General features: G+C 51.3%; 23 protein-coding genes. 3 read left to right on the forward strand and 20 right to left on the reverse strand.

The window, feature by feature from the left end; all coding sequences use genetic code 11:
- The 17 genes from pgsA to SPIBUDDY_RS14685 all read right to left on the reverse strand — a co-directional run bounded on the left by pgsA (position 1) and on the right by SPIBUDDY_RS14685 (position 18,409).
- Positions 1-597 carry a CDP-diacylglycerol--glycerol-3-phosphate 3-phosphatidyltransferase gene (gene pgsA, locus SPIBUDDY_RS14605; protein WP_013608535.1) on the reverse strand — a complete coding sequence of 199 codons (597 nt, stop codon included), beginning with the start codon at positions 595-597 and terminating at the stop codon, positions 1-3.
- A gap of 12 nt (positions 598-609) precedes the next feature.
- The gene (locus tag SPIBUDDY_RS14610; RefSeq protein ID WP_013608536.1) at positions 610-2,094 is read right to left on the reverse strand and encodes a gluzincin family metallopeptidase; all 1,485 of its coding nucleotides are present in this window, start codon (positions 2,092-2,094) and stop codon (positions 610-612) included.
- Between the two features lie 48 nt (positions 2,095-2,142).
- A complete protein-coding gene (thrS, locus tag SPIBUDDY_RS14615) occupies positions 2,143-3,888 on the reverse strand; it encodes a threonine--tRNA ligase (RefSeq protein WP_013608537.1) in 1,746 nt (581 codons plus the stop codon).
- Positions 3,889-4,237: 349 nt separating this feature from the next.
- Positions 4,238-4,717 (reverse strand): GAF domain-containing protein, encoded by a 480-nt coding sequence (locus SPIBUDDY_RS14620; protein WP_013608538.1) that lies wholly within the window; start codon positions 4,715-4,717, stop codon positions 4,238-4,240.
- A 17-nt stretch (positions 4,718-4,734) separates the two neighbouring features.
- Positions 4,735-6,195, reverse strand: coding sequence for a monomeric [FeFe] hydrogenase (locus SPIBUDDY_RS14625; RefSeq protein WP_013608539.1), 1,461 nt, complete (start codon positions 6,193-6,195; stop codon positions 4,735-4,737).
- On the reverse strand, positions 6,188-6,454 hold the full coding sequence (locus SPIBUDDY_RS14630; protein ID WP_013608540.1) for an NAD(P)H-dependent oxidoreductase subunit E: 267 nt from the start codon (positions 6,452-6,454) through the stop codon (positions 6,188-6,190). The genes SPIBUDDY_RS14625 and SPIBUDDY_RS14630 overlap by 8 nt, the downstream gene beginning before the upstream one ends.
- Positions 6,455-6,468: 14 nt before the next feature.
- The gene (locus SPIBUDDY_RS14635; RefSeq protein ID WP_013608541.1) at positions 6,469-7,662 is read right to left on the reverse strand and encodes a SpoIIE family protein phosphatase; all 1,194 of its coding nucleotides are present in this window, start codon (positions 7,660-7,662) and stop codon (positions 6,469-6,471) included.
- The gene (locus SPIBUDDY_RS14640) at positions 7,659-9,470 is read right to left on the reverse strand and encodes a [Fe-Fe] hydrogenase large subunit C-terminal domain-containing protein (RefSeq protein WP_013608542.1); all 1,812 of its coding nucleotides are present in this window, start codon (positions 9,468-9,470) and stop codon (positions 7,659-7,661) included. The genes SPIBUDDY_RS14635 and SPIBUDDY_RS14640 overlap by 4 nt, the downstream gene beginning before the upstream one ends.
- Positions 9,467-9,727, reverse strand: coding sequence for a (2Fe-2S) ferredoxin domain-containing protein (locus tag SPIBUDDY_RS14645; RefSeq protein ID WP_013608543.1), 261 nt, complete (start codon positions 9,725-9,727; stop codon positions 9,467-9,469). Before SPIBUDDY_RS14645 ends, SPIBUDDY_RS14640 begins: the two co-directional genes overlap by 4 nt.
- A gap of 201 nt (positions 9,728-9,928) precedes the next feature.
- On the reverse strand, positions 9,929-10,600 hold the full coding sequence (locus SPIBUDDY_RS14650) for a redox-sensing transcriptional repressor Rex (protein WP_013608544.1): 672 nt from the start codon (positions 10,598-10,600) through the stop codon (positions 9,929-9,931).
- Positions 10,601-10,602: 2 nt separating this feature from the next.
- Positions 10,603-11,460, reverse strand: a complete 858-nt coding sequence (gene ispH, locus SPIBUDDY_RS14655) for a 4-hydroxy-3-methylbut-2-enyl diphosphate reductase (RefSeq protein WP_155816131.1) — start codon at positions 11,458-11,460, stop codon at positions 10,603-10,605.
- 70 nt (positions 11,461-11,530) lie between these two features.
- Entirely contained in the window at positions 11,531-12,736 is a 1,206-nt protein-coding gene (gene secF / locus SPIBUDDY_RS14660; protein ID WP_013608546.1) for a protein translocase subunit SecF, read from the reverse strand.
- A complete protein-coding gene (gene secD / locus SPIBUDDY_RS14665) occupies positions 12,737-14,464 on the reverse strand; it encodes a protein translocase subunit SecD (protein ID WP_013608547.1) in 1,728 nt (575 codons plus the stop codon).
- 29 nt (positions 14,465-14,493) lie between these two features.
- The gene (yajC, locus tag SPIBUDDY_RS14670) at positions 14,494-14,943 is read right to left on the reverse strand and encodes a preprotein translocase subunit YajC (protein WP_013608548.1); all 450 of its coding nucleotides are present in this window, start codon (positions 14,941-14,943) and stop codon (positions 14,494-14,496) included.
- A gap of 172 nt (positions 14,944-15,115) precedes the next feature.
- A complete protein-coding gene (gene groL / locus SPIBUDDY_RS14675) occupies positions 15,116-16,750 on the reverse strand; it encodes a chaperonin GroEL (RefSeq protein WP_013608549.1) in 1,635 nt (544 codons plus the stop codon).
- Between the two features lie 115 nt (positions 16,751-16,865).
- On the reverse strand, positions 16,866-17,744 hold the full coding sequence (locus SPIBUDDY_RS14680; protein ID WP_013608550.1) for a DUF92 domain-containing protein: 879 nt from the start codon (positions 17,742-17,744) through the stop codon (positions 16,866-16,868).
- Complete coding sequence (locus SPIBUDDY_RS14685; protein WP_013608551.1) at positions 17,741-18,409, reverse strand: diacylglycerol/polyprenol kinase family protein; 669 nt, start codon at positions 18,407-18,409, stop codon at positions 17,741-17,743. The genes SPIBUDDY_RS14680 and SPIBUDDY_RS14685 overlap by 4 nt, the downstream gene beginning before the upstream one ends.
- A 282-nt stretch (positions 18,410-18,691) precedes the next feature.
- Here SPIBUDDY_RS14685 and SPIBUDDY_RS14690 point away from each other — a divergent pair, with 282 nt between their 5' ends.
- Positions 18,692-18,970 (forward strand): RNA recognition motif domain-containing protein, encoded by a 279-nt coding sequence (locus SPIBUDDY_RS14690; RefSeq protein ID WP_013608552.1) that lies wholly within the window; start codon positions 18,692-18,694, stop codon positions 18,968-18,970.
- 57 nt (positions 18,971-19,027) lie between these two features.
- Here SPIBUDDY_RS14690 and SPIBUDDY_RS14695 read toward each other — a convergent pair whose 3' ends face one another.
- The 3 genes from SPIBUDDY_RS14695 to SPIBUDDY_RS14705 are packed head-to-tail and all read right to left on the reverse strand — an operon-like array spanning position 19,028 to position 21,656.
- Entirely contained in the window at positions 19,028-19,252 is a 225-nt protein-coding gene (locus SPIBUDDY_RS14695; protein ID WP_013608553.1) for a DUF1653 domain-containing protein, read from the reverse strand.
- Entirely contained in the window at positions 19,246-21,105 is a 1,860-nt protein-coding gene (locus tag SPIBUDDY_RS14700) for a DUF2207 domain-containing protein (RefSeq protein ID WP_013608554.1), read from the reverse strand. The genes SPIBUDDY_RS14695 and SPIBUDDY_RS14700 overlap by 7 nt, the downstream gene beginning before the upstream one ends.
- Positions 21,105-21,656 carry a LemA family protein gene (locus tag SPIBUDDY_RS14705; RefSeq protein ID WP_013608555.1) on the reverse strand — a complete coding sequence of 184 codons (552 nt, stop codon included), beginning with the start codon at positions 21,654-21,656 and terminating at the stop codon, positions 21,105-21,107. Before SPIBUDDY_RS14705 ends, SPIBUDDY_RS14700 begins: the two co-directional genes overlap by 1 nt.
- Before the next feature lie 164 nt (positions 21,657-21,820).
- On the opposite strand from SPIBUDDY_RS14705, the gene SPIBUDDY_RS14710 reads away from it, so the two are divergent.
- Positions 21,821-22,291: an arginine repressor gene (locus SPIBUDDY_RS14710; protein WP_013608556.1), complete on the forward strand. Its 471-nt coding sequence runs from the start codon at positions 21,821-21,823 to the stop codon at positions 22,289-22,291.
- Positions 22,292-22,362: 71 nt separating this feature from the next.
- Entirely contained in the window at positions 22,363-23,934 is a 1,572-nt protein-coding gene (locus tag SPIBUDDY_RS14715; RefSeq protein WP_013608557.1) for a glucose-6-phosphate isomerase, read from the forward strand.
- Positions 23,935-23,972 lie beyond the last annotated feature (38 nt).

Genomic DNA, 23,972 nt, shown 5'->3' on the forward strand with positions numbered 1-23,972 from the left:
TTACCGGGTCATCGTCGAAAGGCTGCCATCACGGATAATCGCCTTCACATAGGTGAGGAAGGACATGACCGAGGATAGTGCCGCCAGAACGAAAATCACATACAGACCAATGGAAGCCCCTTCCATAAAAGAGGCGTCAGAAAACCAGTTGCCCAATGCAATGTAGAGAATTCCCAAGGCCCCGCTGATGGCATACAGTACTGCCTTGCTCTTGCCCCACAGGTTTGCAGCCACCGGCTTGCCTTTCCCCATCATCAACATCCGTACAAACAGGATGGAAAATTCCCTCCACATAATCAGGATGAAAGTCCAAAGCGGCATGACACCGGCACCGGACAAGCATACAAAGTACGTCAAACGGGAGAACGTATCGGCAAACGGATCCATCACTTTGCCCAAGTCAGTCACCAGATTCCTGCGTCGGGCAATTTGGCCGTCCAAGAGATCGGTCAGCTCGGTCAGAGCCCACAGAATGAGGGTAAGAATGGAAGAAAGGCTTTGAAAGTCTGACCCAAACCAACTGCCCAAATGAAATGCAATGAAAAACAGGGGAGCCATAATCAGCCGTGATACCGTAAGCTTATTCGGAATATTCATGAAGACCTCTGGTTAGCCGAACAACCGGCTGAATTTGTTTTCAAGGTAGCTTGTGTAGACTGTTGCGTCAAGAGCTTTTCCGGTTACGCTTTGTGCTGTCAGCCGCCCCGTTTGCAAGGCACCCTTTTCATAAATGGACGACTTCAGGTATGAGCTTATGCCTTCCACATCATTAGGTTGCAACCCAAGTGAGCCCTGCATATGATCCCAAATCTGTGCCCCGTAAAGATTCCCCAACGCATACGTAGGAAAGTAGCCAAAATCACCACTGCTCCAATGCACATCCTGCAAAACCCCTTGCGCTACCGTCGGAGGCTTGAAACCAAATAGGATGGCAAACTGTTCGTCCCACGCCTGGGGAATATCATCTATGGCAATCCGTCGGGCTAGAATATCCTGCTCCAAGCCGAAGCGAAGGAAGATATGCAAACTATAACTCATTTCATCAGCATTCACCCGTATACAGGTCTTTCCCACCTTGTTGACAGCCTTAACAAACCTTTCAAGGCTTACATCGGCAGTCTGAGAAGGGAAAATTTCCTGGAATCGGGGGTAATACCGCTGCCAAAACTCAGGGCTCTTGGAAATCATGTTCTCCCAGAGTCGGCTCTGTGATTCATGCATCCCATGGGACGCTCCACCAGAAAGACTTGTACCTTTGAGTTTTCCGCTTGAGGCACCCATCTCATACAAAGCATGCCCCCCCTCATGCACGGAGGAAGCAAAGCTGTCCATGACACTCGGATCGGTATAGCGTGTAGTGATTCGGATATCATCTGCTGCTATGGTAGTGGTGAACGGATGTACCGAAACAGCTGCACAACCTCGGGTAAAATCAAAACCCATATCAGCAAGAACCTGATTTGCAAACGCCTGTTGGCCTTCAATCGCATAGCTTTGATACAGAAAGGAAGCATCCACTTCTTTCGCTGCATACGTCTGCACCATATCCGAGAGCGGCTTCTTGATGGAATCAAACAGGGAGGATACCTCAGCAGTGGTCATCCCCTCCTCGAACTCACAGAGAAGAGCATCGTACAGCGAATCTCCCTCATCGGCCAGGCAGGAGGCCTTCTCCCTCACCAAATCCACCATGGTGGCAAAGTCCTTGGAAAAGAGTTTGAAATCACTGGCTTTGCGGGCTTCAACCCAGCTCTGATGGGCTTTGGACGACTGTTCGGTAATTGCACGCACCAAATCTGAAGGCATGCGACGTTTTCTTTCATACTCTTTCCTGCGAACCCTGATCAGAGCCTTCTCAAAGTCCGATTCCGCCGATTTTTCATCCAGAGCAGAGAGCAACTGACCCATCTCTTCCCCGCTTGCAACAGCATGGGACTGCTGGGCGAGCCATCCGAGCTGAACCGAGCGTTCTTCTACCGCCCTGGCGCTGAGAACAGTCTCCTGGTCCCATTGCAAGGCTGCACCAATATGTTCAAGCATCACCAAATGACGGTCCAGCGCCTGTAGTCGTGCAAAGGCTTGTTGTTGTTTCATATGTCCTCCTAGAGATTGAGAGCCGGATTACTCCGGCTCTCTTTACATTTACAGCTGTTCCTTGCTCTCCACCTTCTGCTTCACCATCTCGATGAAGGCCTGGGTGGAAAGACCGTTCTCCTGCTTGCCTGTTCTCAGTCTTACCGATACTTGGTCGTTCTGAGCCTCCCGTTCACCGATAATCACCATGTAGGGAATTTTCAGCTGCTGGGCATTGCGGATCTTGGCGTTCATGCGGTCATCGCCAAGGTCGGCAGAAACTCGGAAACCTTCCTTGCGCAGTCGTTTTTCCAAGTCCTTCGCATAGTCGAAGAAATTCTCCCCGACCGGGATGAGCTTGATCTGCTCGGGGGACAACCACGGCGGGAAAGCTCCGGCATAGTGCTCGATCAGCACCCCGAAGAACCGTTCAATGGAACCAAGAAGAGCACGGTGAATCATGTACGGGCGCTTTTCGACACCATCCTTGTCCACGAAGGTCATATCGAAGCGCTCGGGCTCATTGAAGTCAAACTGTACGGTGGAGAGCTGCCATTCACGACCGATTGCGTCCTTGATCTTAAGGTCGATTTTCGGTCCATAGAAAGCTCCGCCGCCCTCATCGATTTCGTAAGACAACCCCTCAGCGACAATGGCTTGTCTCAAGGCTTCAGTCGCAGCAGCCCAACGAGCCGGATCGCCGACGGACTTTTCCGGTTTGGTGGAAAGGTAGGCGTTAATCTCGGTGAAACCGAATGAATGAAGCATGTGCAGTGAGAACCGCAACACTTCAAGAATCTCATCATTCATCTGATCGGGGGTGACAAAGAGGTGAGCATCATCCTGAGTGAATCCACGAACCCGCATCAGACCGTGCATGGCTCCAGCCTTCTCATATCGATACACTGTGCCGAGCTCAGCCCAACGACACGGCAGGTCCCTATAGGAATGCTTGCTGTTCTTGTAGATCATAATATGGAACGGGCAGTTCATCGGCTTCACATAGTAATCGCTCTTGTCCATCTCCATCGGAGGGTACATACCATCCTTGTAGAAATCCAAGTGGCCGCTGGTCTCCCATAACCATGAACGCCCGATATGAGGGGTGTACACCATCTCGTATCCGTTGGCATAGTGCTCACTTCGCCAAAAATTCTCGATTGACTGACGGATACGGGCTCCCATCGGATGCCAGTAGACAAGACCGGGACCGGCCTCCTCATGCAGGCTGAACAGATCAAGCTCCTTGCCAAGCTTGCGGTGGTCTCGCTTCTCCACATCCTCCAGGTGCTGCAGGTACAACCTCAGGTCCTTGGCATTAGCCCATGCAGTTCCATAGATGCGGGTAAGCATCGGATTGGTTTCCTTGCCGCGCCAGTAGGCACCTGCAATACTCATCAGCTTGAAAGCGTCAGCCTTAAGCTCCTTGGTCGACTCCACATGGGGACCTCGGCAGAGATCGGTAAAACCGCCCTGGCTGTACAAAGAGACTTCCTCACCCTCAGCAATCGCGTCAAGCAATTCGAGTTTATAGGTTTGGTCTGCAAACTGCTTCCGAGCCTCGGCCCGGCTTACCACCGTACGAACAAACGGCTTTCCTTCGGCGATGATAGCCTTCATGCGAGCAGCTATTTCTTCAAGATCATCGTTCACCAACTGCCTGGGCAGATCGAAATCATAATAGAAGCCATTGTCAATCGCAGGACCAATCGTTATCTGTGCTGAAGGAAACATTTGCAACACAGCTTCCGCCATGACATGCGCCATCGAGTGCCTAATTCTGGAGAGTTTCTCTCCTGCATCTTCCTTTGCCATACCAACTCCTCGTATATACCAACAAAAAAAGCCTTCATGCCTTCCCTCTCCGGTACGGCATCATCCGCATCCGGCAAGGACGAAGACATGAGGGCTCTCATGTTCCGCGGTTCCACCTTGCTTCCCTTTCCGATTCTTCACCACCGAAAAGGACGCTCAATTTACCTGTATCGCCAGGTGTACGGCATAATCTACTAAGTTTCCCGTTCGGTATGCGGCTCAAAAGGGGTGTTCATCGGGCGCTTGCCGGATTCCTCTCAACCAAGGGAATCCTCTCTGTGGCTCCGCTATCGACTACTCGTCTTTCTCATTGCCTTACTTGATAGAATGCTTACAATGCAAAAAATAGTCAAGAGTCAAACAACCGCGAGATGATCAGAGCTGCTTTCTCAAGAAGATTCTGATCCTCTATGGTAAAACGAGAGAGAAAGGGACTGTCGACATCCAACACTCCCACCACCTTTCCTTGAGTGTCGATAAGGGGGACGACTAGTTCACTGTTGCTTGCACCATCACAGGCAATATGCCCGGCAAAAGCATGCACGTCATCGACGCGCACGCTCTGTGCGGTACGTGCACACAACCCGCACACCCCTTTGGAAAAGGGGATGTCGGTACAAGCCACCTTGCCTTGGAATGGACCGAGCACCAGAGCCTGTCCTGAAGCATCAGTCAAGTAAAACCCAACCCAGTTGATGTCACTCAGCCTTTGGGCAAGCAGAGCCGAAGCATTGGACAGATGACAATATCGTCTAAGCTCTGTACCGTCCCCATCGGCGATCAGGGCTGCAAGCTGGTCAAGCAGTGCATCATCGCTATGCAACATCATACGATACGCTCCTTATTCTACAAAATGGACCGCATGGCTTTCACCGGGGTGGCAGCTTTATTCCCACCACGGAGCTTCATAGCCACCGAGGGTTTTACTACCACACCCGGGCCGTTGATGCAACCGCCTTCGCAGCACATAACCTCGACCAAGTCGGCTTCGGCCGGGCGTTTCTCCCATATTTTCATCGTCCTGAACATTTTCTTGTCAACACCATTGATAGGAAGCACCTGCACCTCGTGATTCGACTCAAAGCGGCTGAGCACACACGAAGCAACCCCGCCGGAAAGAGCAAACTGCCTGCAGTCCTCAAAAGAAGCGGTATCCCCGAGGTCTGCTCCTTCCATCTCCCTTACATCGATATTCTTGGCAATGAACAGGGATGCAAGCTCACTGAAGGTAATTACCCCATCTATGGTATCCAGCCTTACGGCTTCCACTTTCTTGGCCAGGCAGGGACCGATGAAGACATTCCTTGTTTGGGGATTTGCCTCCTTTGCCTTCAACGCTGCATAGCCCATGGGAGAGAGAGCACATGATCGTCGTTCCTTGAGGAACGGCAGATGCTTGTCCACCAACTCCATGTAGGCAGGACAGCAGCTGGTCGTCATAAACCCTTCACCCTTTCCTTTGCGCTGAGCCAGTTCAGCCGCCTCATGCAAACTCGTCGTCTCGGCTCCCTCGCTGACTTCCATTACAGAAGAGAAGCCGGCGCTGAGCAACGCTGCCTTGATTTGAGCCAGGGTACCGGGAAATTGGCCTTCAATTGCAGGGGCGATCAGGGCGGTGACATGCTCAGATCTCTCAAGCATCTTGACCACAGGAATCAAAGAGGAGCGCTCGACAATGGCTCCGAACGGGCAGCTCATCGCACATCGACCGCAGCTGATACACAGTTTGTAATCAATCTCCACATAGCCCTCTGCGTTCTTCTTCACCGCATTGACCGGGCAAGCTTCTTCGCAGGGGACAGGAATATGCACCACAGCGTGAAAGGGGCAGACCTCCTTGCACTTGCCGCAACGGATGCATCGACTCTCATCGATATGGGCTTGCCCTCCGCTGAAGGTAATGCAATCCTTCGGACAGTTAGCCAGACAGGGTCTTGCAAAGCAACCCCTGCAGGCATCGCTGATCAAATAGCGGTCCGGCGGACAGGAAGAGCAGGCTGTGCTGATGGTAGTCAGAATCGGAGCGGCAGGCTTGTCCGCCTCCATCACTTCCTGCACATACTCCGAGAGATTTTTCAGCTCGTCGTCCTCGGTCTCGATGTTGATACCCAGCAACGCCATGATCCGGTAGCGGACCATTGCCCGCTCCTTGTAGATGCAGCATCGGTTGGGAACCCTCTGTTTGGGAATGATCCTGATGGGAAGTTTGTCGACATTTTCTTTCAGTGTCCCTGCAAAGAACTCCTTAAGAACCTCTGCATGAACCTGACGCTTCATCAGCGTATATTGGTTGTTGAGTTCAAGCACGTGTCGCCTCCGCAAGCAGTTTGCACAGCTTCTCCTGGTTCACACTGCCATAGACTTTCTCACCGATCCGAACATAGGGAGGACGGTCCTTGGACTGGGCATCCTTGCAACCGCCAAGGCAGCTCACGCCCTCAATCTCGCAACTGCAGAGTACCGCAGGGTCCAAGAAATCATTATATAAGAGCAAGTCAGCACCTCCCTGCACAAAACAGGCGGTTCCTACACAAATCTGTACATGTACTTTCTCTTTCTTTCCCATATTCATCTCCTCTCTCAGATATATTCTTGTGAGGTCTCTTTCAGATAGACGTCTTCCAATGCCTTGCGAAGTCTGCCTATCAGGTTTCTTCTGATACCTATTTCCACCGGGATGCTTGGATCCTGATGGGCCTCATTGATCTTCGTTCCTACAATAAAGTGAACCTGATCGCTATCCTGCATGACCTGGACAAATTTTTTCACTGCGTCATTGGCCATCGAACGGACCGGTTTCTTCTGTTCCAAGGCAGTGGCCACCTTGCTTAGGGTGAGCATGCCCTCGGTAACGAGGTCGATACCCTCCATCATCGAGCAAGGCGGTACCTGAGGCGACCAACAGCTCATGTCCACCTTCAAGGGCTTTTGCAGGAGGCGGCTCACAATCTGGGCCGTCGTCCCGCCGCTGACGATCTTTTTGCCTTCGAAGTCCCTAATTTTCTGGACCAGCTGCTCATCATGTTCCTTGGTGAACGGAGGACCGGTCACCACCAACGTCCGTCTGGGTCTGCGTACATAGACTACCATGCAGGTAATGTCGTCCTTCGCACTGAGGCGGTCCAGGCTGTGTGCCCGACAAACAATGGCCTGAGCCAATTCATGGCTGGAGATATCGGGATTCGCCTCAATCTGTGCATGGGTGAATTCGCGAACTCCATCCAGGCGCCAACCCAACGGAAGGGACTTTCCCATACCGGCTTGGGTGACTCCGTCACTGAAAATCACCAATCGGCTGCCGATGGGCAGGTTGAGCACAGAATGCCCCAGCACCTCTTTCTTAAAGGCTCCGTCACGCTGAAGGTCGATGTGCTCGACATCCCACTGTACGCTCCTTTCACCTTGGAACACCAAGGCGCTTGGGTTGTCGTACTCCACCAGGTTCATGGCAACTTGGTCATTGCCAACCATCCTGAGGTCTGCAATGGTGAAGGTTGCGTAACTGATCTTCCGTTCTTTGCATACCGGCAGCGTATTCATGATGATGCGTGCAGAATGAGTGAGATCCATCGGGCTGAAACTCAATTTGTGAGCCATGCGGGCGGTCAGGCTGGCCAATACATTGGCTTTGACCCCGCTTCCCAACCCATCACTGAGCGTACACACAATTTGGTTGTTCTCAGGATTGCGGGAGAGCAGAAACACATCCCCCCCAATCTTTTGCCCATCCTTGTAAATTTGAGCATAGTCTACATCGATGAAGAGGTCGTTCATGGCTCTTCCTTGGTAAAACCATCGCTCTGGCCATTGCCGGGAACCTTGAAGGCGTCAATGAGACTATTGAGCATTATTTCTGTCTCGGCGGCATTCTCGCCGAGCAGGCTGGCGATCTGCTGTACGGTTTCCAAACTCTTCTGGATGACATCCTCGGCTTTCTTGATCACCGTCTCCCTGCGAACAGTAGGGGTGGTGATATCCTCAAACAACGCTCCTACCAAGTGCTGCTTCTCCACGGAGAAGAAGGTCACCTTCAGAAACTTGTCCTGATAATGCAAGCGATACTGCTGGGCGCGAGGATTGGCAAATTGGTCCTTGAACTTCTCATGGAAGGGAACAAAGCGCTCCAGAGGAAGCCCGCCCACCAGAGTAAGCAGGTCTCCTTCGATGGAGAAGTCGATGTCGCCAAAAAGCTTGAGGAAACTATTGTTGCAATCGACGATTCGAAGCTGATCATCAACGATGACCACCCCGATCGGGATGGTTCTGAGCAACACATCGATTTTGCTCTGCGCTTCCTTGCGCATTTTAGTGACACACATTTCCGGCTCGGCCATTCCATCGAGGTAGGCGATGGCCATCTCACGGCAGCTGTTGTAACCACAACCTCCGCAGTTCAGCTCCTCAGCCTTATCGCGTTTGCCCAGACTCTTCAATGCCCGTTCGATTTGAGCCTCACTATGTACCGAAACAAAGCTGGAAACCGGTGGGTTCATCGCAACGCTTCCAGGTTTCTCAATCAAGGCATAGCCCTGTTCGAGCAGGGTGGAAACAAACGCCCGGTCTCCGGCAAATACAGGAGCATCATCGGTGATACGGCTGCGGGTATATCGGGAGGAACAGCCCTTCTTCGCTGCCGAAGAACGGCCTTTCTCACAACCTGGCCCGTTGATGCAGCCTCCCTCACAAAAGAGCAATTCCAAGAAATCCGAATTGCGCTGGCCCTTTTCCATCCCTTCGAGGGTGCCCACCACCTGGGTGGAACCGCTGATGGCGACAGCCTTGGTCTGGAAAGGATCGCTTCCCCAGCTAAGGGAGGCTATCATGCCACCTTCAATCGGATAGAGGGTGGATTTACCGGCCTTGCACGGTACAAACGGGGGAACCAAGGAAGGATCAGCCTCAATCTGCTCTGCAAGCAGACTCAGATCAAGGCTCTCAAGCTTCAACCAAGTACGCAGCTCCTCGAAGGTCAGTGCGAAATCAGGGTATCCGGGTGTTTCATCAGCCTCTACTTTCTTTGCAATGCAAGGACCGACGAATACCACTCCGATATCCTGGCCATAGAGCTTTCTGAGGTATGCGCTATGGCATTGGAGCGGGGAGGGAACCTTGCTCAAGGCAGGGACCAGGGAGGGATGATATTTCTTTATATTCTGGACAACGGTAGGACAGGCAGTGGAAATCCAGGAACACGTGCCGTCATGCTCCTTGGCATATTCTTCTATCGACTCATTGACCAAAGCCGCTCCCAGAGCCGTCTCGCTGACAGCGGTAAACCCAAGACGCTCCAAGGCGAGAACCAAGGCATCGACACCCTCGGGGAATTCACTGGCGGCAGAGGGGGCAAGACTGCAATATATCTTCCTCCCACTGATGAGAAACTGTCTGACGCGGGCTAGGTCGTTGCGGATTTTCTTTGCATGAGAAGGACAAATATCGACACAGTGGCCGCAGTAAATGCAGCGGTCCTTCACAACCACAGCAGAACCATCCTTGACTTGTATGGCTTTTACCGGGCAGCCGCGAACGCATTTATAGCAGTCCCGACATTCAGTAAGCTCGGTATAGATGGGATGGATCACGCTCTCTCCTCCCCGCCAAGCAACTGCGTCCTGATGAGGGCAAGCACGCTTGCAGTATCGAGTCCGCTGTAGGTTTCGCTGCCAATTCTCAGGTTCGGTCCCTTTGCACAATTGCCAAGGCATAAGTGCCCAACCAATGCAACGCGATCAGCGAGACCTTCCTCTTTGAGATATGCCTCCAAGGCTTGCAGGGTTTGCGAATTGCCACGCGCAAAGCAGGAACTTCCCAAACACAGTTCTACAACCAATTTTTCCATTGCTACAACCTCATAACCTATTGTTGGGCTCAATCGTACTGCGAACACCCTTCCAAGTCAATGATTCTTAGGAAAATGGAACTTTATTCTATCTATAAGGTATTTATTTGGTATATTATTTATGTTATTATAATTTTAATATAATTATTTTCACATTATTATGGGGTATCGTCATGATACCCCATACTTTATGCAGTTGATTTACCACTCGTCATCTTCTTCGAGCAAATCTTCCTTTACCATTTTTCGCTTCACCTTGGCAGAAAGCACGGCAAAGCTTGTTGCCAGATCGGTACGCTGTACAACAACCCGCATAGGAAGCTTCAAATCCTTGGGTGCAAAGTTCCAAATGGCAAGAATCCCACACTCCACCAGCTTCTCAGCTACTTCTTGGGCCTGCACCGCAGGAACGGCAATGACGCCGATGTTTACACGATTCTCTTCGAGGTACTGCTTCAGCTGGGTAAGAGGATAGACGGGAACCTCCCCAAGCTTTGCACCCCACTTGTGCTGGTCGATGTCGAAAGCAGCCACAATTTTGAGACCATAGGTTTCAAAGCCCTCATACCGGGCAAGGGCTGAACCTAGATGGCCCGCCCCGATAAGAACGGCATCGGTGGCGTTATCCCAACCAAGGGTGTGGATGATTGCGTCGATAAGCTTAACAACGGTAAACCCCACCTTGGGTTTGCCTTCTATTCCCGTACAGGAAATATCCTTGCGGACTTGGATCGGTTTAAGGCCAAGCTCGTCGGCGAGCATGGTAGCCGATACCATTTCCATCCCCTCATCACGATAGCCTTTCAAAAGGCGGAGGTAGGAAGGAAAACGCTTGATGGTAGGGATAGGAATGCCACGGTTGTCTGTTGCCATCATTACTCCTGTTGCAGTGCACCTACAATTCTCTCTACCAGAGAATGCGGCGTGGATGCACCCGCTGTGATACCCAGTATAGCACACTGGTACATTTCGTTTGTGATTTCTGTTTCATCTTCGATGTGCCAAGCTTTCTTTCCCATCTCCAGAACCAAGGAGTACAGCGCTCTTGTATTTGCGCTATCCTTTCCGCCGATTACGACAACCCCATCACACTGACTTGCCAGTTCAATGAGTGCAGTCCTACGGTTCACCGAGCTGGGGCAGATTTCGTTGGCGAATAGGACCGTAGTGCCAGTATCCTGCCAAACAGAAAGTGCTTGCTTGATTTGCGTCCAAAGGCTCTGGTCGAACGTGGTCTGTACAAATACAGCATAGGAAACCCCTTCTTCAGGTTCGCCTACATCTTGAAGACCGGTGATAAGCCTGCTGGCTATCACCTTCTGATCGATACACACGCCCTGCATGGCCGTCGATTCAGGGTGCTTGGCATGCCCTACAATCAGGATGCTGTGATTCGGGGCATATCGTGCAATATGGTGGAGATTTCGCTTGACCACCGGACACGTGGCATCGACCACGTGGTATCCGGCATCCAGGAATTCAGAACGTAAGGCATCTCCGATGCCATGCGCCCTGAGCACCACCACGCCTTTTTGCTGGCCGGCAGGGCCGTTAATCTCAACCAATCCTTCTTGGGCGAATTGGTTGCAGACTTGCTTGTTATGAATCAATTTCCCCAAGGAGTATACTGGCAAGCCTGCCTCTCGAGCGTCCTCAATGGCTTTCTGGGCCATATCGAGTGCACGGGAAACACCCTTGCAATACCCCATGGTTTGTGACAGTACAATTTTCATAGTACCTAGTATGACAAAAATGCTGCCGCAAGGTAACCCCACGGCAGCATCGTATCCTAGGAGATAGTTGTTATTCTGCTTTCTTGACCGTAGCTTCCGTATTCTGCTTCTTCTGAGCCTTACTGATCCAGTAAAGCATGGAAGGAGCGAGGAAGTTGGAGGAATAGGTTCCAAAGACCAAGCCGAACATCATGTTGATTGCAAAAAGCTGGATATCACCGGATGCAAAGATTGCAAGCGGAAGAATGGCCACCAAGGTGGTGACAGCACTCATGACCGTTCTGCTAACCGACTGGCTAACGCTCAGGTCAATCTGCTTCGCCAAGCCTGCACTCTTGTTGAGCATCACATTCTCACGAACACGGTCGAAAATAACGATGGTGTTGTTCAGTGAGTATCCGATGATCGTCAGAAGAGCTGCAATCGTGGTACTTGAGAACTCAAGACGCAAAATTGAAATGGCGGTGAGCATCATCAGGATGTCATGCAACAGGGCGATTAGAGAGGAGACTGCATAGGCAAAGCGGAACCTGATCCAGACATACACCAGAATCAGAGCCATTGCGACAACAATTGCCAGAATCGAGCTGGAAAGCAGGGTTGCACTGAACTTCGGTCCAATGTAGTCACTCTGCAGCACCACGGTATTGCCTTCACCAAAGAAGGATGCGAGGGCTTTCTTTACCTCGTCTTCCATGGAAGCCTGGGTGGCATTGTCCTTGATGCCCACGCGAACCTGGAAGGTCTGATTCTCATCCGAACCTACCGTTTGCACTTTTACGTTTCCAAGTGATGCAAGAGCGGATCTAACATCCTCGATCGAAGTGCTCCCAGTTCCTGTGAAGTTGAGCTTGGTGGGAACGCTGCTCAGCGTTGCCGGAAAACCATACCCCGAGAGCAAATCGGCAGTCTTCAAAGATCCATCAACTGCAGTTGCAGTGATGTCCTGTACTGCACTGAGGGCACCGGCAAGATCTTTGGCAGTCGGATAGGCCTGGGATCGGAAGCTGGTTGTAGAAACACCCTCCTCACCTCGAACCTCAAGACTTAATGCTGAACCGGAGATAGCAAGTACTGCGTCCTTGTTGCCACTATAGGTGACTTCAAGACCGACGGGGGCGATCTGGATGCGCTGGCTCAAGCCGCTTTCGAAGTCAACCCCGAGGTTGAAGCCTCCGAACACACCCAAGGTGACGGCTCCGGCAAGCAGGAGGACCACAGCCAAAGCCCATGCATACCAGCGAAGTTTGATGACAGGAATATCGTTCTTAAGCATTTAGTTTTTCCTCCAGCTGATGTGCAGTTTCTTGCCCTCGTGGTGAGCAACGGTCGCATCGAAGATGAGATGCGATACAAACAGGGCGGTGAATACCGAGCTGACAATACCAATGGCCAAGGTATTGGCGAAGCCTTTCACCGAACTGCTTCCGAGCTGTGAGAGGACCAAGGCAGCAATAATCGTAGTAATGTTGGCATCCATGACCGTCCAGAATGCTTTGTCAAAACCTGCCTTGATGGCTGCAATATCGCTCTTGCCCAAACGCCGTTCTTCCTTGATACGCTCAAAGATGATGACGTTGGTGTCGACAGCCATACCCAAGGTAAGAATCAAACCGGCAACGCTGGTCAGCGTCAAGGTGAAATTGAAGGCAGAAAGTACGCTGATCATAATAAACAGGTTGAACAGCAAAGCCAGGTCGGCCACCAAGCCTGAAACATGATAGTAGGCGAACATCAGCAGTACAACCAAGGCAAGACCAATGGCAATGGCCTTAACACCGGCATTGACAGCATCCTCACCCAAGGTTGCGCCGACAGCCTGCTGGCTGGAAACGACCAATTCGATGGGAAGAGCTGCGGTACGCAGTACAATTGCCAAGTCGCTGGCTTCTTCTGCATTGAAACCGGAAATCTGTACGCTGTTTCGGATTCCTTCATTGATGGTAGCCATAGCCTTGACTTTGCCATCCATGACAACAGCCATGGTATCACCCACATGGGTGGACGTAAGCTTGTAGAAAATGTCCCCACCGAGGCTGTCGAGCTGGAAGTTGACAACCGGCCTACCAGTGATTCCATCGGTTGCAGTGGTAGCACTCTCAAGATGGATGCCATCCAAACCGACTTCTTCCTCGATGACCACATAGCTTTCCAGTTCATCAATACCGTAGGAGTCGCTTACATAGTAGCCGGCGGCAATCTTGCCGGCAGGCAGGAAGCTCGGCTGCTTCAGGGCACCGGTATCGGTGTATACTTCAGAGGGATTAGCCTTATAGTAAGCATCGAGTTCGGCAGTCAAAGCGGTATCAACCATCTTGAAGACCAAGGAACCTTTTCCACGAAGGAAAGAGTTCACCCGTTCCGGATCAGCAGCACCAGGAACTTCGATCAGAATCTGATCGCTGCCCTGCAGTCTGATAACCGGCTCGCTGACACCGAACTGGTCGATGCGCTTCTCAAGAATTTCGATATCTTGGCGGATGGCCTCGGCAACCTCAGCTGAAGAAGCACTGCTGCCTTTCTTAGCCTCATAGCTTACCGTGTCTGCCTCAAGCAGAATGCTCATACCACCACGTAGGTCCAAACCAAGCTGCAGGGCCTTGTTTCCAAGGGTCTTCAGCTCAAGCAGGGAGGTGCGGTAGTAAGACTCGATGGTGTCGAACAGATTCTGTTCGTTGTAGAACCCACCAAAGAGAGCTTCCAACGTCCAAGTCTTGGGAACTGAACGCTTCATGGCCTTATAATTGGCCTTGGCACTATCCTTGAGATAGGAATACTGGGCAGGAAGAGCAGCCTTGGAATCCTGCGCTACCAAATCCTTCAAGGAACGAAGATCCCGTGAAGCCTGCCCGCGGGCATACTCCTTAATCTGTACATTTGAGCCTGTTGCCAGTTCCTTGGTGTCCTGTGGTACGAAACCATACCACTTGATGGTAGGATACAGGAAATATCCACACAACAAGATGACAGCCAGAACGATCACCAGACGACTCCGTTTTTTCATGATACTCTCCAGATTGTCTTCAATAGAATTTAGTTGTTGTCTTTTTTCTCAGCATCAGCTTCGACTTCAGCCTGTTCGACGGTGGCTTCCACAGTCTGGGGAGCACTCACCCGCTCTTTCTTGGCTTTTTTCTTGCTTGAAGGCTCAGCATTCTCAGCTTTGCGGTTTACAATGCTGCTGATTGCACTTCTGGAGAACTCAAGGCGGGTGTTATCATCGACCTTGACCACAACGGTAGTCTCTTTTACTGCAACTACGGTACCGTGGATGCCACCGATGGAAACAACCTTGTCTCCCTTCTTAATGGCGGCAAGCATCTCTTTGGTCTCTTTGTCCCGCTTCTTTTGCGGACGGATGATCAAAAAGTAAAAAATGACAATGATGAGACCAAAGGTGACAAAGGTTGTCATCATTGAACCAGTTGTGCCCGCGGCACCACTCGCCTCTGGGGCGGCCATAGCACTAAGAAATGAAAGCATGGGTAATCCTCACTTTGCAAGAAATCGGATGCAGAAAAGAGGTGGAAGAGTTCTTCGCATCCAATTTTCCAAGTATCGATAAAAGTAGCACGTTCACTACATGGTAGTCAAGTTTTACCATTATAGCAAAAAAGGGCCGCAGTAGTTGCGGCCCATAGCTGAAAGCGACTAATTACATCATTCCGCCCATTCCCTCAGCACCCGGATTCATTGCCGGAGCCTGGGGGGCAGGAATATCGGTGATAGCACACTCGGTGGTGAGAATCAACGAAGCAATGGAGGCTGCATTCTGCAGAGCACTGCGGGTGACTTTCACCGGGTCGATGATTCCACTTTCGAACATATTGACCCACTTCATGTTCTCGGCATCGAAACCGATACCCGGCTTCTCATGCTTGCACTTGTCGGCAATCAAGGAACCGTCGAGGCCTGCATTCTCTGCAATCTGACGAATCGGCTCCTCAAGGGCACGCCTGACAATCTTGTATCCGACCTTCTCATCCTCGGTGAACTTGGAGAGATCAGTCTTCTCAAGATTCATGGCAGCCTGCACCAAGGCAACACCACCGCCGGGGATTACACCCTCCTCGATGGCTGCACGAGTGGCGGAAAGAGCATCCTCAACACGATGCTTCTTCTCCTTAAGCTCAACTTCGGTAGCAGCGCCGACGTTCAACACTGCAACACCGCCTGCAAGCTTGGCCAGTCTCTCCTGGAGCTTCTCACGGTCATAGTCACTGGTGGTATCACCAATTTGGACCTTGATCTGGGCGATACGATCCTTGATTTCACTCTGCTTGCCGTTTCCATTGATGATGGTGGTATTCTCTTTCTCCACCTTCACGCTCTTGGCTCTACCAAGCTGGGAAAGGTCGGCGTTCTCGAGCTTCAGACCGAGTTCCTCGCTGATGACCTCGCCTCCGGTAAGGATGGCGATATCCTCAAGCATGGCCTTGCGACGGTCGCCGAAGCCGGGTGCCTTCACAGCAACAACATTGAGAATTCCGCGTACACTGTTCACTACCAGCGTGGCAAGAGCTTCACCGTCGACATCCTCTGCAATGATGAGCAGGGGCTTGCTGGACTGTGCAATCTTCTCCAGGATTGGAAGCAGTTCCTTCATGTTGGAAATCTTCTTGTCATAGATCAGGATGAACGGGTCGTCCAGAACTGCGGTCATGGTGTCGCGGTTATTGCAGAAGTATGCGGACAGGTAGCCGCGGTCAAACTGCATGCCTTCGACAAAGTCAGTGGTGGTCTCGATGGTCTTGGACTCCTCAACGGTGATGACGCCGTCCAGGCCGACCTTTTCCATTGCATTGGCGATCTCATCGCCGATGGTGCGGTCGTTGTTGGCACTGATGGAAGCTACCTGTGCAATCTCTTCCTTGTCCTTGATCATCTTCGCCTGCTTCTTGATCTCGACAACGGCGTCAGCGACTGCCTTGTCGATACCACGGCGGATACCCATTGGATTCACTCCGGCTGCTACACTCTTCATACCTTCCTTGGTGATGGACCAAGCAAGTACGGTAGCGGTGGTGGTTCCATCGCCTGCAACATCGTTGGTCTTGGTTGCCACTTCTTTCAGAAGCTGGGCTCCCAAGTTTTCAAACGGGTTCTCGAGCTCGATCTCACGAGCAACTGACACACCGTCCTTGGTTACGGTCGGCGAACCGAATTTCTTGTCCAGAACGACCAAACGGCCTTTTGGACCAAGGGTTGCCATGACAGCGCGAGAGATCTTTTCGACACCGGCCACCAATGACTTGCGTGCCTCTTCGTTAAACTGCAATTGTTTTGCCATACTATATATCCTCACTTAAAGAATATGTGGTGCGATTACGTGTGGTAGATCCAAACGGCTCTACCGTCATGTAACATACAAATAAAAATGCTGAGAAGCAAGTGGAAAATACAGATTACGTGAATATTAGGGCTAAAGACATGCCCAAAACAGCGGAAGCAACATTGCTAACCAGATTCACGATATCATTATCCACCCAACTTAGTCCACGTTCCAGCGGCAGGCTTCTTCCATCGATGACCGACCGTTCGGTAATACGGTCCTCAACTTCATCGTAGTAGTGGGCTTGCACGGTCGCTCCCAAAATACTATCCAACAGACAGCCAAAAAAGGAGCTCAGGGCAATGACAGAAGCAATAAGGGCACTCTTTGCGGTCAAAGGGAGAAAGCAACCCCACATGCACAAGGCAATCAAAACAGCGCCCAAAATTCCGCTTGCAAGACCCAAAGGGCTGACAGCCCCACTCAAGCCCGGGGTCATGGGACGACCGGTGATAATGGAAACCGGTTTGGTTCTTGAGAGAATACCCACTTCACTTGCAAACGTATCGCTTGCAGCTTCCCCCACAGCCGAGCCGAACATCACCAAAAAAGTAATGCTGGGATTGAAGGCATACAAAAGAGCGGCAACCAAGGCCATCAGACCGTTTGCGTAGACCTGGACTGCATCACGACGGCCTCCCTTTTCCTGTATTTTCATCACATCAAAGGCAATCACCTTCTTTGCGATTTTTCCCAACACCCCTGCTGCGATGAAAAACAAAAGCAGCGTAGCCAATGCACCGAATCCCAATACCCAGGTGGGCCCAAAGCCGACCAGAAACGCCGCAACTGATCCACCGAAGGTGAGTTGACGGGTTACATACGCACTTACCGCTACAGCAAGCATAATCAGAAATAGCGCCCAGAACGCAGAGGGAAAGGAGAAAAAGAAGGCATTGAAGTATGAGGCAAGAGAGCCGGTTGCAGGCACAAGGTTCGCGTACTCAATCATAGAAACACCTCAACTAGGAGTGCTGCAATCAAGGGAACGGTGATATTGTCCAACGCAAGCGGGGTAATGGCTTCCACCACGGCACTTACGATAGCGATCAAAAAAGAGATTGCAACAACAGAGCCCATACCCAAGGTACTGTACCCCGCAAGACCGATGAACGTGATTATAAAACTGACACAGGCCATCACCAGCGTCCCCAGATACGTCTTCTTGGCAAAGCTGAGTGGCAAACGCTTTTGGCCCCACTTCGCACCGATGAGGGCGGCAAGACCATCGCCGTATCCCATAATCATCACCGCAATGCTGCAGGCTAGGGAGGAAACCGCACCTTGATATTCCAGCACTACCAAGAGCAACAAGGTGATAGGGAAATAAATCAATCCGTAGTTGCGCTTGCGGTCATCCATGCCCAAGGCCTTACCCCAGCCGAGGAAGGTGAAAAGACTATTGGTGACGATGAAGAAAATTGGTCCGACCAAGGCAAAGGACAAGGTAGTAAAGAAATTTGCTTCAATAAACCACCAGTTGGAGACTCCTATGTGGACGAACTTCCGCATCGTTTCGCTGGAAATTGAATACTGACGTTTCAAGAAAATTCCAATGGCAATCACGACAGCCAGAAACGGGAACGATATGAGCAATCCGATGATATTACTATTCATACGCGTCATGATGCAGAGAATGAATAAGAATTTCAAGAGAGCAAGGGTTCAGCAGTCATGTGGACAAAACAGCAAAAATGGATAGGCAAAGAATTGACAGTCCCTTGGGCTCATGCTACCGTTTCATTGCTTTCGTTTTTGTGTTGCAGCTGGTACGTAATTCCTAAATGTTCGCACGCGTGCGTTACTGAATCGCTCCCGCAGACAGGTAAGAGTTCAAGACTGCGCCACATGAAGCAATATTGCAGTGCAGGCGTAGTGAGCCTGCGAAGGATGCTTTGAATGGCAAAGAAAATCTATGTTGGAAACCTGAGTTACAACACTTCCGAAGAAGAACTTCGGGACCTGTTCGCACAGTACGGCACCGTTGTCAGTGCCAATATCATCATTGACCGCGAAACCCGCCGACCCAAAGGGTTCGGATTCGTGGAAATGCAGGAGGATGCTGCAGCCGACGCCGCAATTTCCCAGCTTGATGGCAAGGAAATTGGAGGTCGCAATCTTCGTGTCAACGAAGCAATTGCCAAGCCCCGGCCGACGCATGGAAGTTATCGCAACTAAGTAGCCAATGTATGATTCAGTAACGGGAACGGAGCCTTTCGGCTCCGTTTTTTGTGCTTATCGTGCTTCCTCAAGCGAGAAGCGCTGCATCACCACCCCGTCTCGTTGTACATTCTCGCAGAACATCTCATAGGGTCTAACCCACCAATAGGGAGTACCCATAGGACGATACAATACCATCGTCTGGAGCGTTTCACTGTCTATGACGGTGTCCACCACCTCATACAGGCCTCCCTTAAAATGCCGATATATTCCCTTGGGGATGCTTTTGGGCTCTACCATGCGCCACCGCCTCCACCACCGAAGCCGCCGCCGCTGAAACCGCTTGAGCCAAAGGAGGAATGAATCGGTGAGCGAGCGCCACCCTTTGCCTGTGTATACACAGCCTTCTCCATGACTGAACCATGCAATCGATGCGAGAGTGCGCTGTAAAACAGGGCATCCCTGATCGGCCGGCCGCCTACATACCATGAGGGCTCATCAATGGCAATCCTGGCAAACTTCTTTGCCCAGACATCCTCAAGGCCCAGTACGATGGCATAGCCAAGAACATGGTAGAAAAGTTGGGGATCTGAATCGATCATCATTTTCAGTTTGTCCATCTCAACCTTGCTGATGAACTCCTTGTAGCCCACAATCTGCTCAAGCTTCTGTTGGGCATAGGGGCTTCGCTTGGCAGTCATTATCGTCAGGAAAGCCAAGTAGACAGGGAAAAACACCATTGAAAGACTCATGAGCACCGAATAGAAAAGCCCGTGGTCCAACACTGCATATTCAAACATGAATGCAAAGCCGAACATTGCGATGCAAAAGAGCACTAAAGCAAAGAACTTAACCGTCTTCTTGACCGACGAGCTCATCACCCAGGTCGCTGAAAGCCTGCTTGCCGTAACAAGGCCGATACCCATGCTGAAGAATCCAATGACCAAGAAAGGCACCGTCTCAGCCGAGAGATAGGTAATGGTGGAAGCGATGGCATTGAGGACCACCACCAAAGCCGCATACAGCAAGGCAAGAACCCGTTTCTTCTCGGCAGTACTGTCGTTGAGCCTACGCTCACCCTTGAAGTAGGCATGAACATCGATTTTGGCCTTCATCAAGGCCTCAGCAAACTTGCCGCTCTCAAGTTGTTTCAAAGTCACAGAAGTCCCGTCTCCGCAGGCGAAGAAAGCGGTAAAGAGTTTTTTCTCATGGGTCTTGGATGTCGGAATTTCCTTGAGCTTGGTAAAAAGGAACTCCTTCTTTCCCTGCTCCTCGATGGTCAGACACCCTTGGTCCGCCCAAGCAAAGAGCATACTGGTTACATCCTTGTTATCCACAACCCCATCGGCCAAGTATCCGACTTCCATCGGACTCAGTCCTTCGGGAGGATCGAAACGCACAACCGGTACGAACAGTTCCTCCCTTCCATGGCGGCGGAACAGTACCGTGGCATGAAGGCCTGCCAAGATGGCGACCAGCCAAGCAACGATGGAGGCTGGAATAGTATAATCAACAAAGGGCTTCACTGCAGAAAAATAGCCCTCTTCCATCTGCACCCGAAGCGTAAGGGCCTCTCCGGGCAGCAGGTTGCTTGCTTTTCCCTCGATGGTCCGACGGTCGGAACTCAGAGTAAAGATTCCCCGCTGTGCAGTTGAGCCATACGAACCCCCGGTAAGGAACACCATGGAAGGATCGACGGGCTTGGGGAAGGTGATGCGAAAACTCATCTCCGATATGGGAGCCTGCCAACCCGGACCCAACAGGTTGTAGTAAAACTCATCATACTCCTGGTTGCGGTCATCCCCGATTACGTAGGTATAGCTGATCAAGTATTCATACAAACCTGTTACCGTCCGATTCTCCGAGCCCAGACGGAAGGTCACCCAGTCAGAGGAGACAGAGTCTTCCTGGATGGGTTCGTTGGACTGCAGATTTTTCAGCTTGACGCGCACCTTGCCGAAGCGGATGGGAATCTCACGATAGATTCCATGGCGAGCAGTGGAAAAGTTGGCCACAATCTGCTCTTTCACCGCGTAACTATTATCCAAACCGGCTTCCATCTCAAGATGGAAGCGGTCAAATACATAGTCTTGGGCAAAGAGCAGGGTGAGGCTGCACAGGATCATAAGAACCAAGAGCAGTGTCCGTTTCATTAAAATTTAACCTCTACACGGGCCTTTGCCTCTTCCTCGATGGTCAAATAGGGTTTCTTGACAAAGTGGAAAATGGAGGCAACCAAAGAAGAAGGGAATACCTCAATAATCGTATTGAGATGCTTGATGATGGCATTGTAGTACTTGCGGGCTCCCAAAAGTTGTTCCTCGATTTTTTGCAGCTGGGCCTGCAGGTCCAGAAAACCTTGGTTGGCTTTCAAATCCGGATACGCTTCGCTGAGGGCAAACAATGACTTGAGGGTTGAACCGAAGGCTGTGCTTGCAGCATCCTTTTCCTCGGTCGAGGTGGCGCTGATCGCCTTGTTGCGGGCTTCGATTACGGCAGTGAGGGTCTTTTCCTCATGCTTTGCATACCCTTTGACGGTTTCCACAAGGTTGGGAACCAAATCATAGCGCTGCTTGAGGTGGGCATCGATTGCCGATTCAGCTTCTTCACCCTGGTTTCTCAGGCGCACATACTTGTTGTACACGCTGACCACATACAGACCTATCAGGACTACGACACCAATGAGAATATACACAATTGTCATACCAACCTCCATGTTTGGGATACTAATTTGTAGCATGCTATAAGGGGGGCTCTCGGTCAAGAGTTCGGCAAAAAGATACGCCTGAAGCTTGCAATACAGGCAATAGTACTGTATCTTTATTCGTGTAAATCGCATAAATATTCCATTCCAGGAGAATCCAAACCATGAGGGAACGACATAACCGGTTGGCGGTCGTCAAGGAATTGATCAAGAATAACCGCATCGACAACCAGGATACGCTGCTGGAGATGCTCAAGACCGAGGGGTACTCCGTTACCCAAGCAACACTCTCTCGAGACTTGAAAATGCTCAAGGTCGGCAAAATCAGCGACGGTTGGTCCGGATACTATTACAGCCTTCCAGAAAACGACTTGATCAGTGAGTCTGAGAAAAGTTATATCCAGGATGTACGCAGAGGCATCCTTTCCATCGAATTTTCCGGCAACTTCGGAGTCATCAAGACCAGGCCCGGACACGCAAACTCTGTCGGCATTGCCTTGGACGTGCTTGCCATACCGGAAATCCTGGGAACCCTCGCCGGTGACGACACCATTTTTGTCATCCTTCGCGAGGGCATGTCCAAGGAAGATCTGCAGGAGAGTTTCAAGACCCGCATCCCCGACATCGAGGAGTAAAACCACCTTGCACACCACTGCCCCTCCGCTTACAATGGGGGGGCTTTTGTGTACCATCAGGAGAAGACCATATGACGTATAAAAATCTCGATTCAAGCAGTGCATTCAAACAGTTGCAGGCCATGCCTGCGAGCAATCTGAAACACGTCCTCAATCCAGCTCGCATTAAAACCTATCATGCAAAGGCTGGTGGCGGTCTTACCTACCATTATGGTGCCATGCCTATAGCAGAAGAGCATCTGAATGTACTGCAACAGCTCAGCGAAGAGCTGTCCCTGACAGAAAAATACCAAGCCGTAGTTGATGGGCAGGTCATGAACACAGGGGAAAAGCGGTTGGTGCTCCATCATCTCAGCCGCGGCCAGGTCGGTAAGCCTGTGAGTGCAGACGGAGAGGACAAGGGCGCTTTCTATCAGGCACAGCTGCAGAAAATTGAGCGCTTCTCATCCCAAGTGCGCAGTGGAGCCATCCTCGGGTCGACCGGCAAAAAGTTCTCAACCGTGGTTCAGATCGGCATCGGAGGCAGCGACTTGGGTCCCCGTGCCCTCTATCTTGCCCTCAAGGGTTGGTGTGCAAGCAAGGAAATTGAACTGATCGATGCCCAGTTCATCAGCAATGTCGACCCCGACGATGCTCAAGCGGTCCTGAACAATCTCGATCTGGAAAGCACCCTCTTCATTCTGGTCTCCAAAAGCGGAACCACCCTGGAAACCCTTACCAACCGGGACCTGGTCATCCAAGCCATCGAGGCAAGCGGCATACGAGGCATTGATCCAGCCAAGCACATGGTGGCGGTGACCAGCAAGACAAGCCCGCTTGCAACATCCTCCTCCGTGCTTGAGTCCTTCTTCATCGATGACTACATCGGAGGACGCTATAGTTCCACCAGTGCAGTAGGTGCTGTAGTGCTGTCCCTCTCCTTTGGGTTTGACGTATTCAATTCCTTGCTGGACGGCGCCCATGAAGCCGATGTATTGGCACTGAATCCAAATATCAAGGAGAATGCAGCCTTGCTCGACGCCCTTTTGGGGGTGTACCTGCGCAATGTTCTTCTCTATCCCACTACGGCGATCCTTCCGTACTCACAGGCATTGAGCCGTTTTCCCGCCCATCTGCAGCAGCTGGACATGGAGAGCAACGGCAAGCATGTAAATCGGGATGGCCTGAGCATCTCCTACCCGACCGGACCGGTGATTTTCGGGGAACCGGGAACCAACGGCCAACACTCGTTCTACCAGCTTCTCCACCAGGGAACCGATATCGTACCCTTGCAGTTCATCGGATTTTCCGAATCACAGTACCACAAGGATATCGTGGTGGAAGGTTCGACAAGCCAAGAAAAGTTGAGTGCCAACCTGGTTGCCCAGATAGTTGCCTTTGCCTTGGGTAAAGACGATGTAAAACCGAACAAGCAGTTCACAGGCAACCGGCCATCCAGCCTTCTGTCTGCCAGACAACTCGACCCCCAGGCACTGGGTGCCCTTTTGGCACACTATGAGAACAAGGTCATGTTCCAAGGTTTCATCTGGAACCTCAACAGTTTCGACCAGGAAGGAGTCCAACTGGGTAAGGTTCTGGCTACCAAGGTCCTGGACGGATGCAAGGGCGATGAGGTGCTTAAGGCATTCTCGGAGTTGCTCTAGGCGTTGTACGGCCCCCCGCGGGGCCGTTTCTTTTGGTT

It is taken from the genome of Sphaerochaeta globosa str. Buddy (genome assembly GCF_000190435.1).
In the GTDB taxonomy this organism is placed as follows: Bacteria; Spirochaetota; Spirochaetia; order Sphaerochaetales; family Sphaerochaetaceae; genus Sphaerochaeta; species Sphaerochaeta globosa.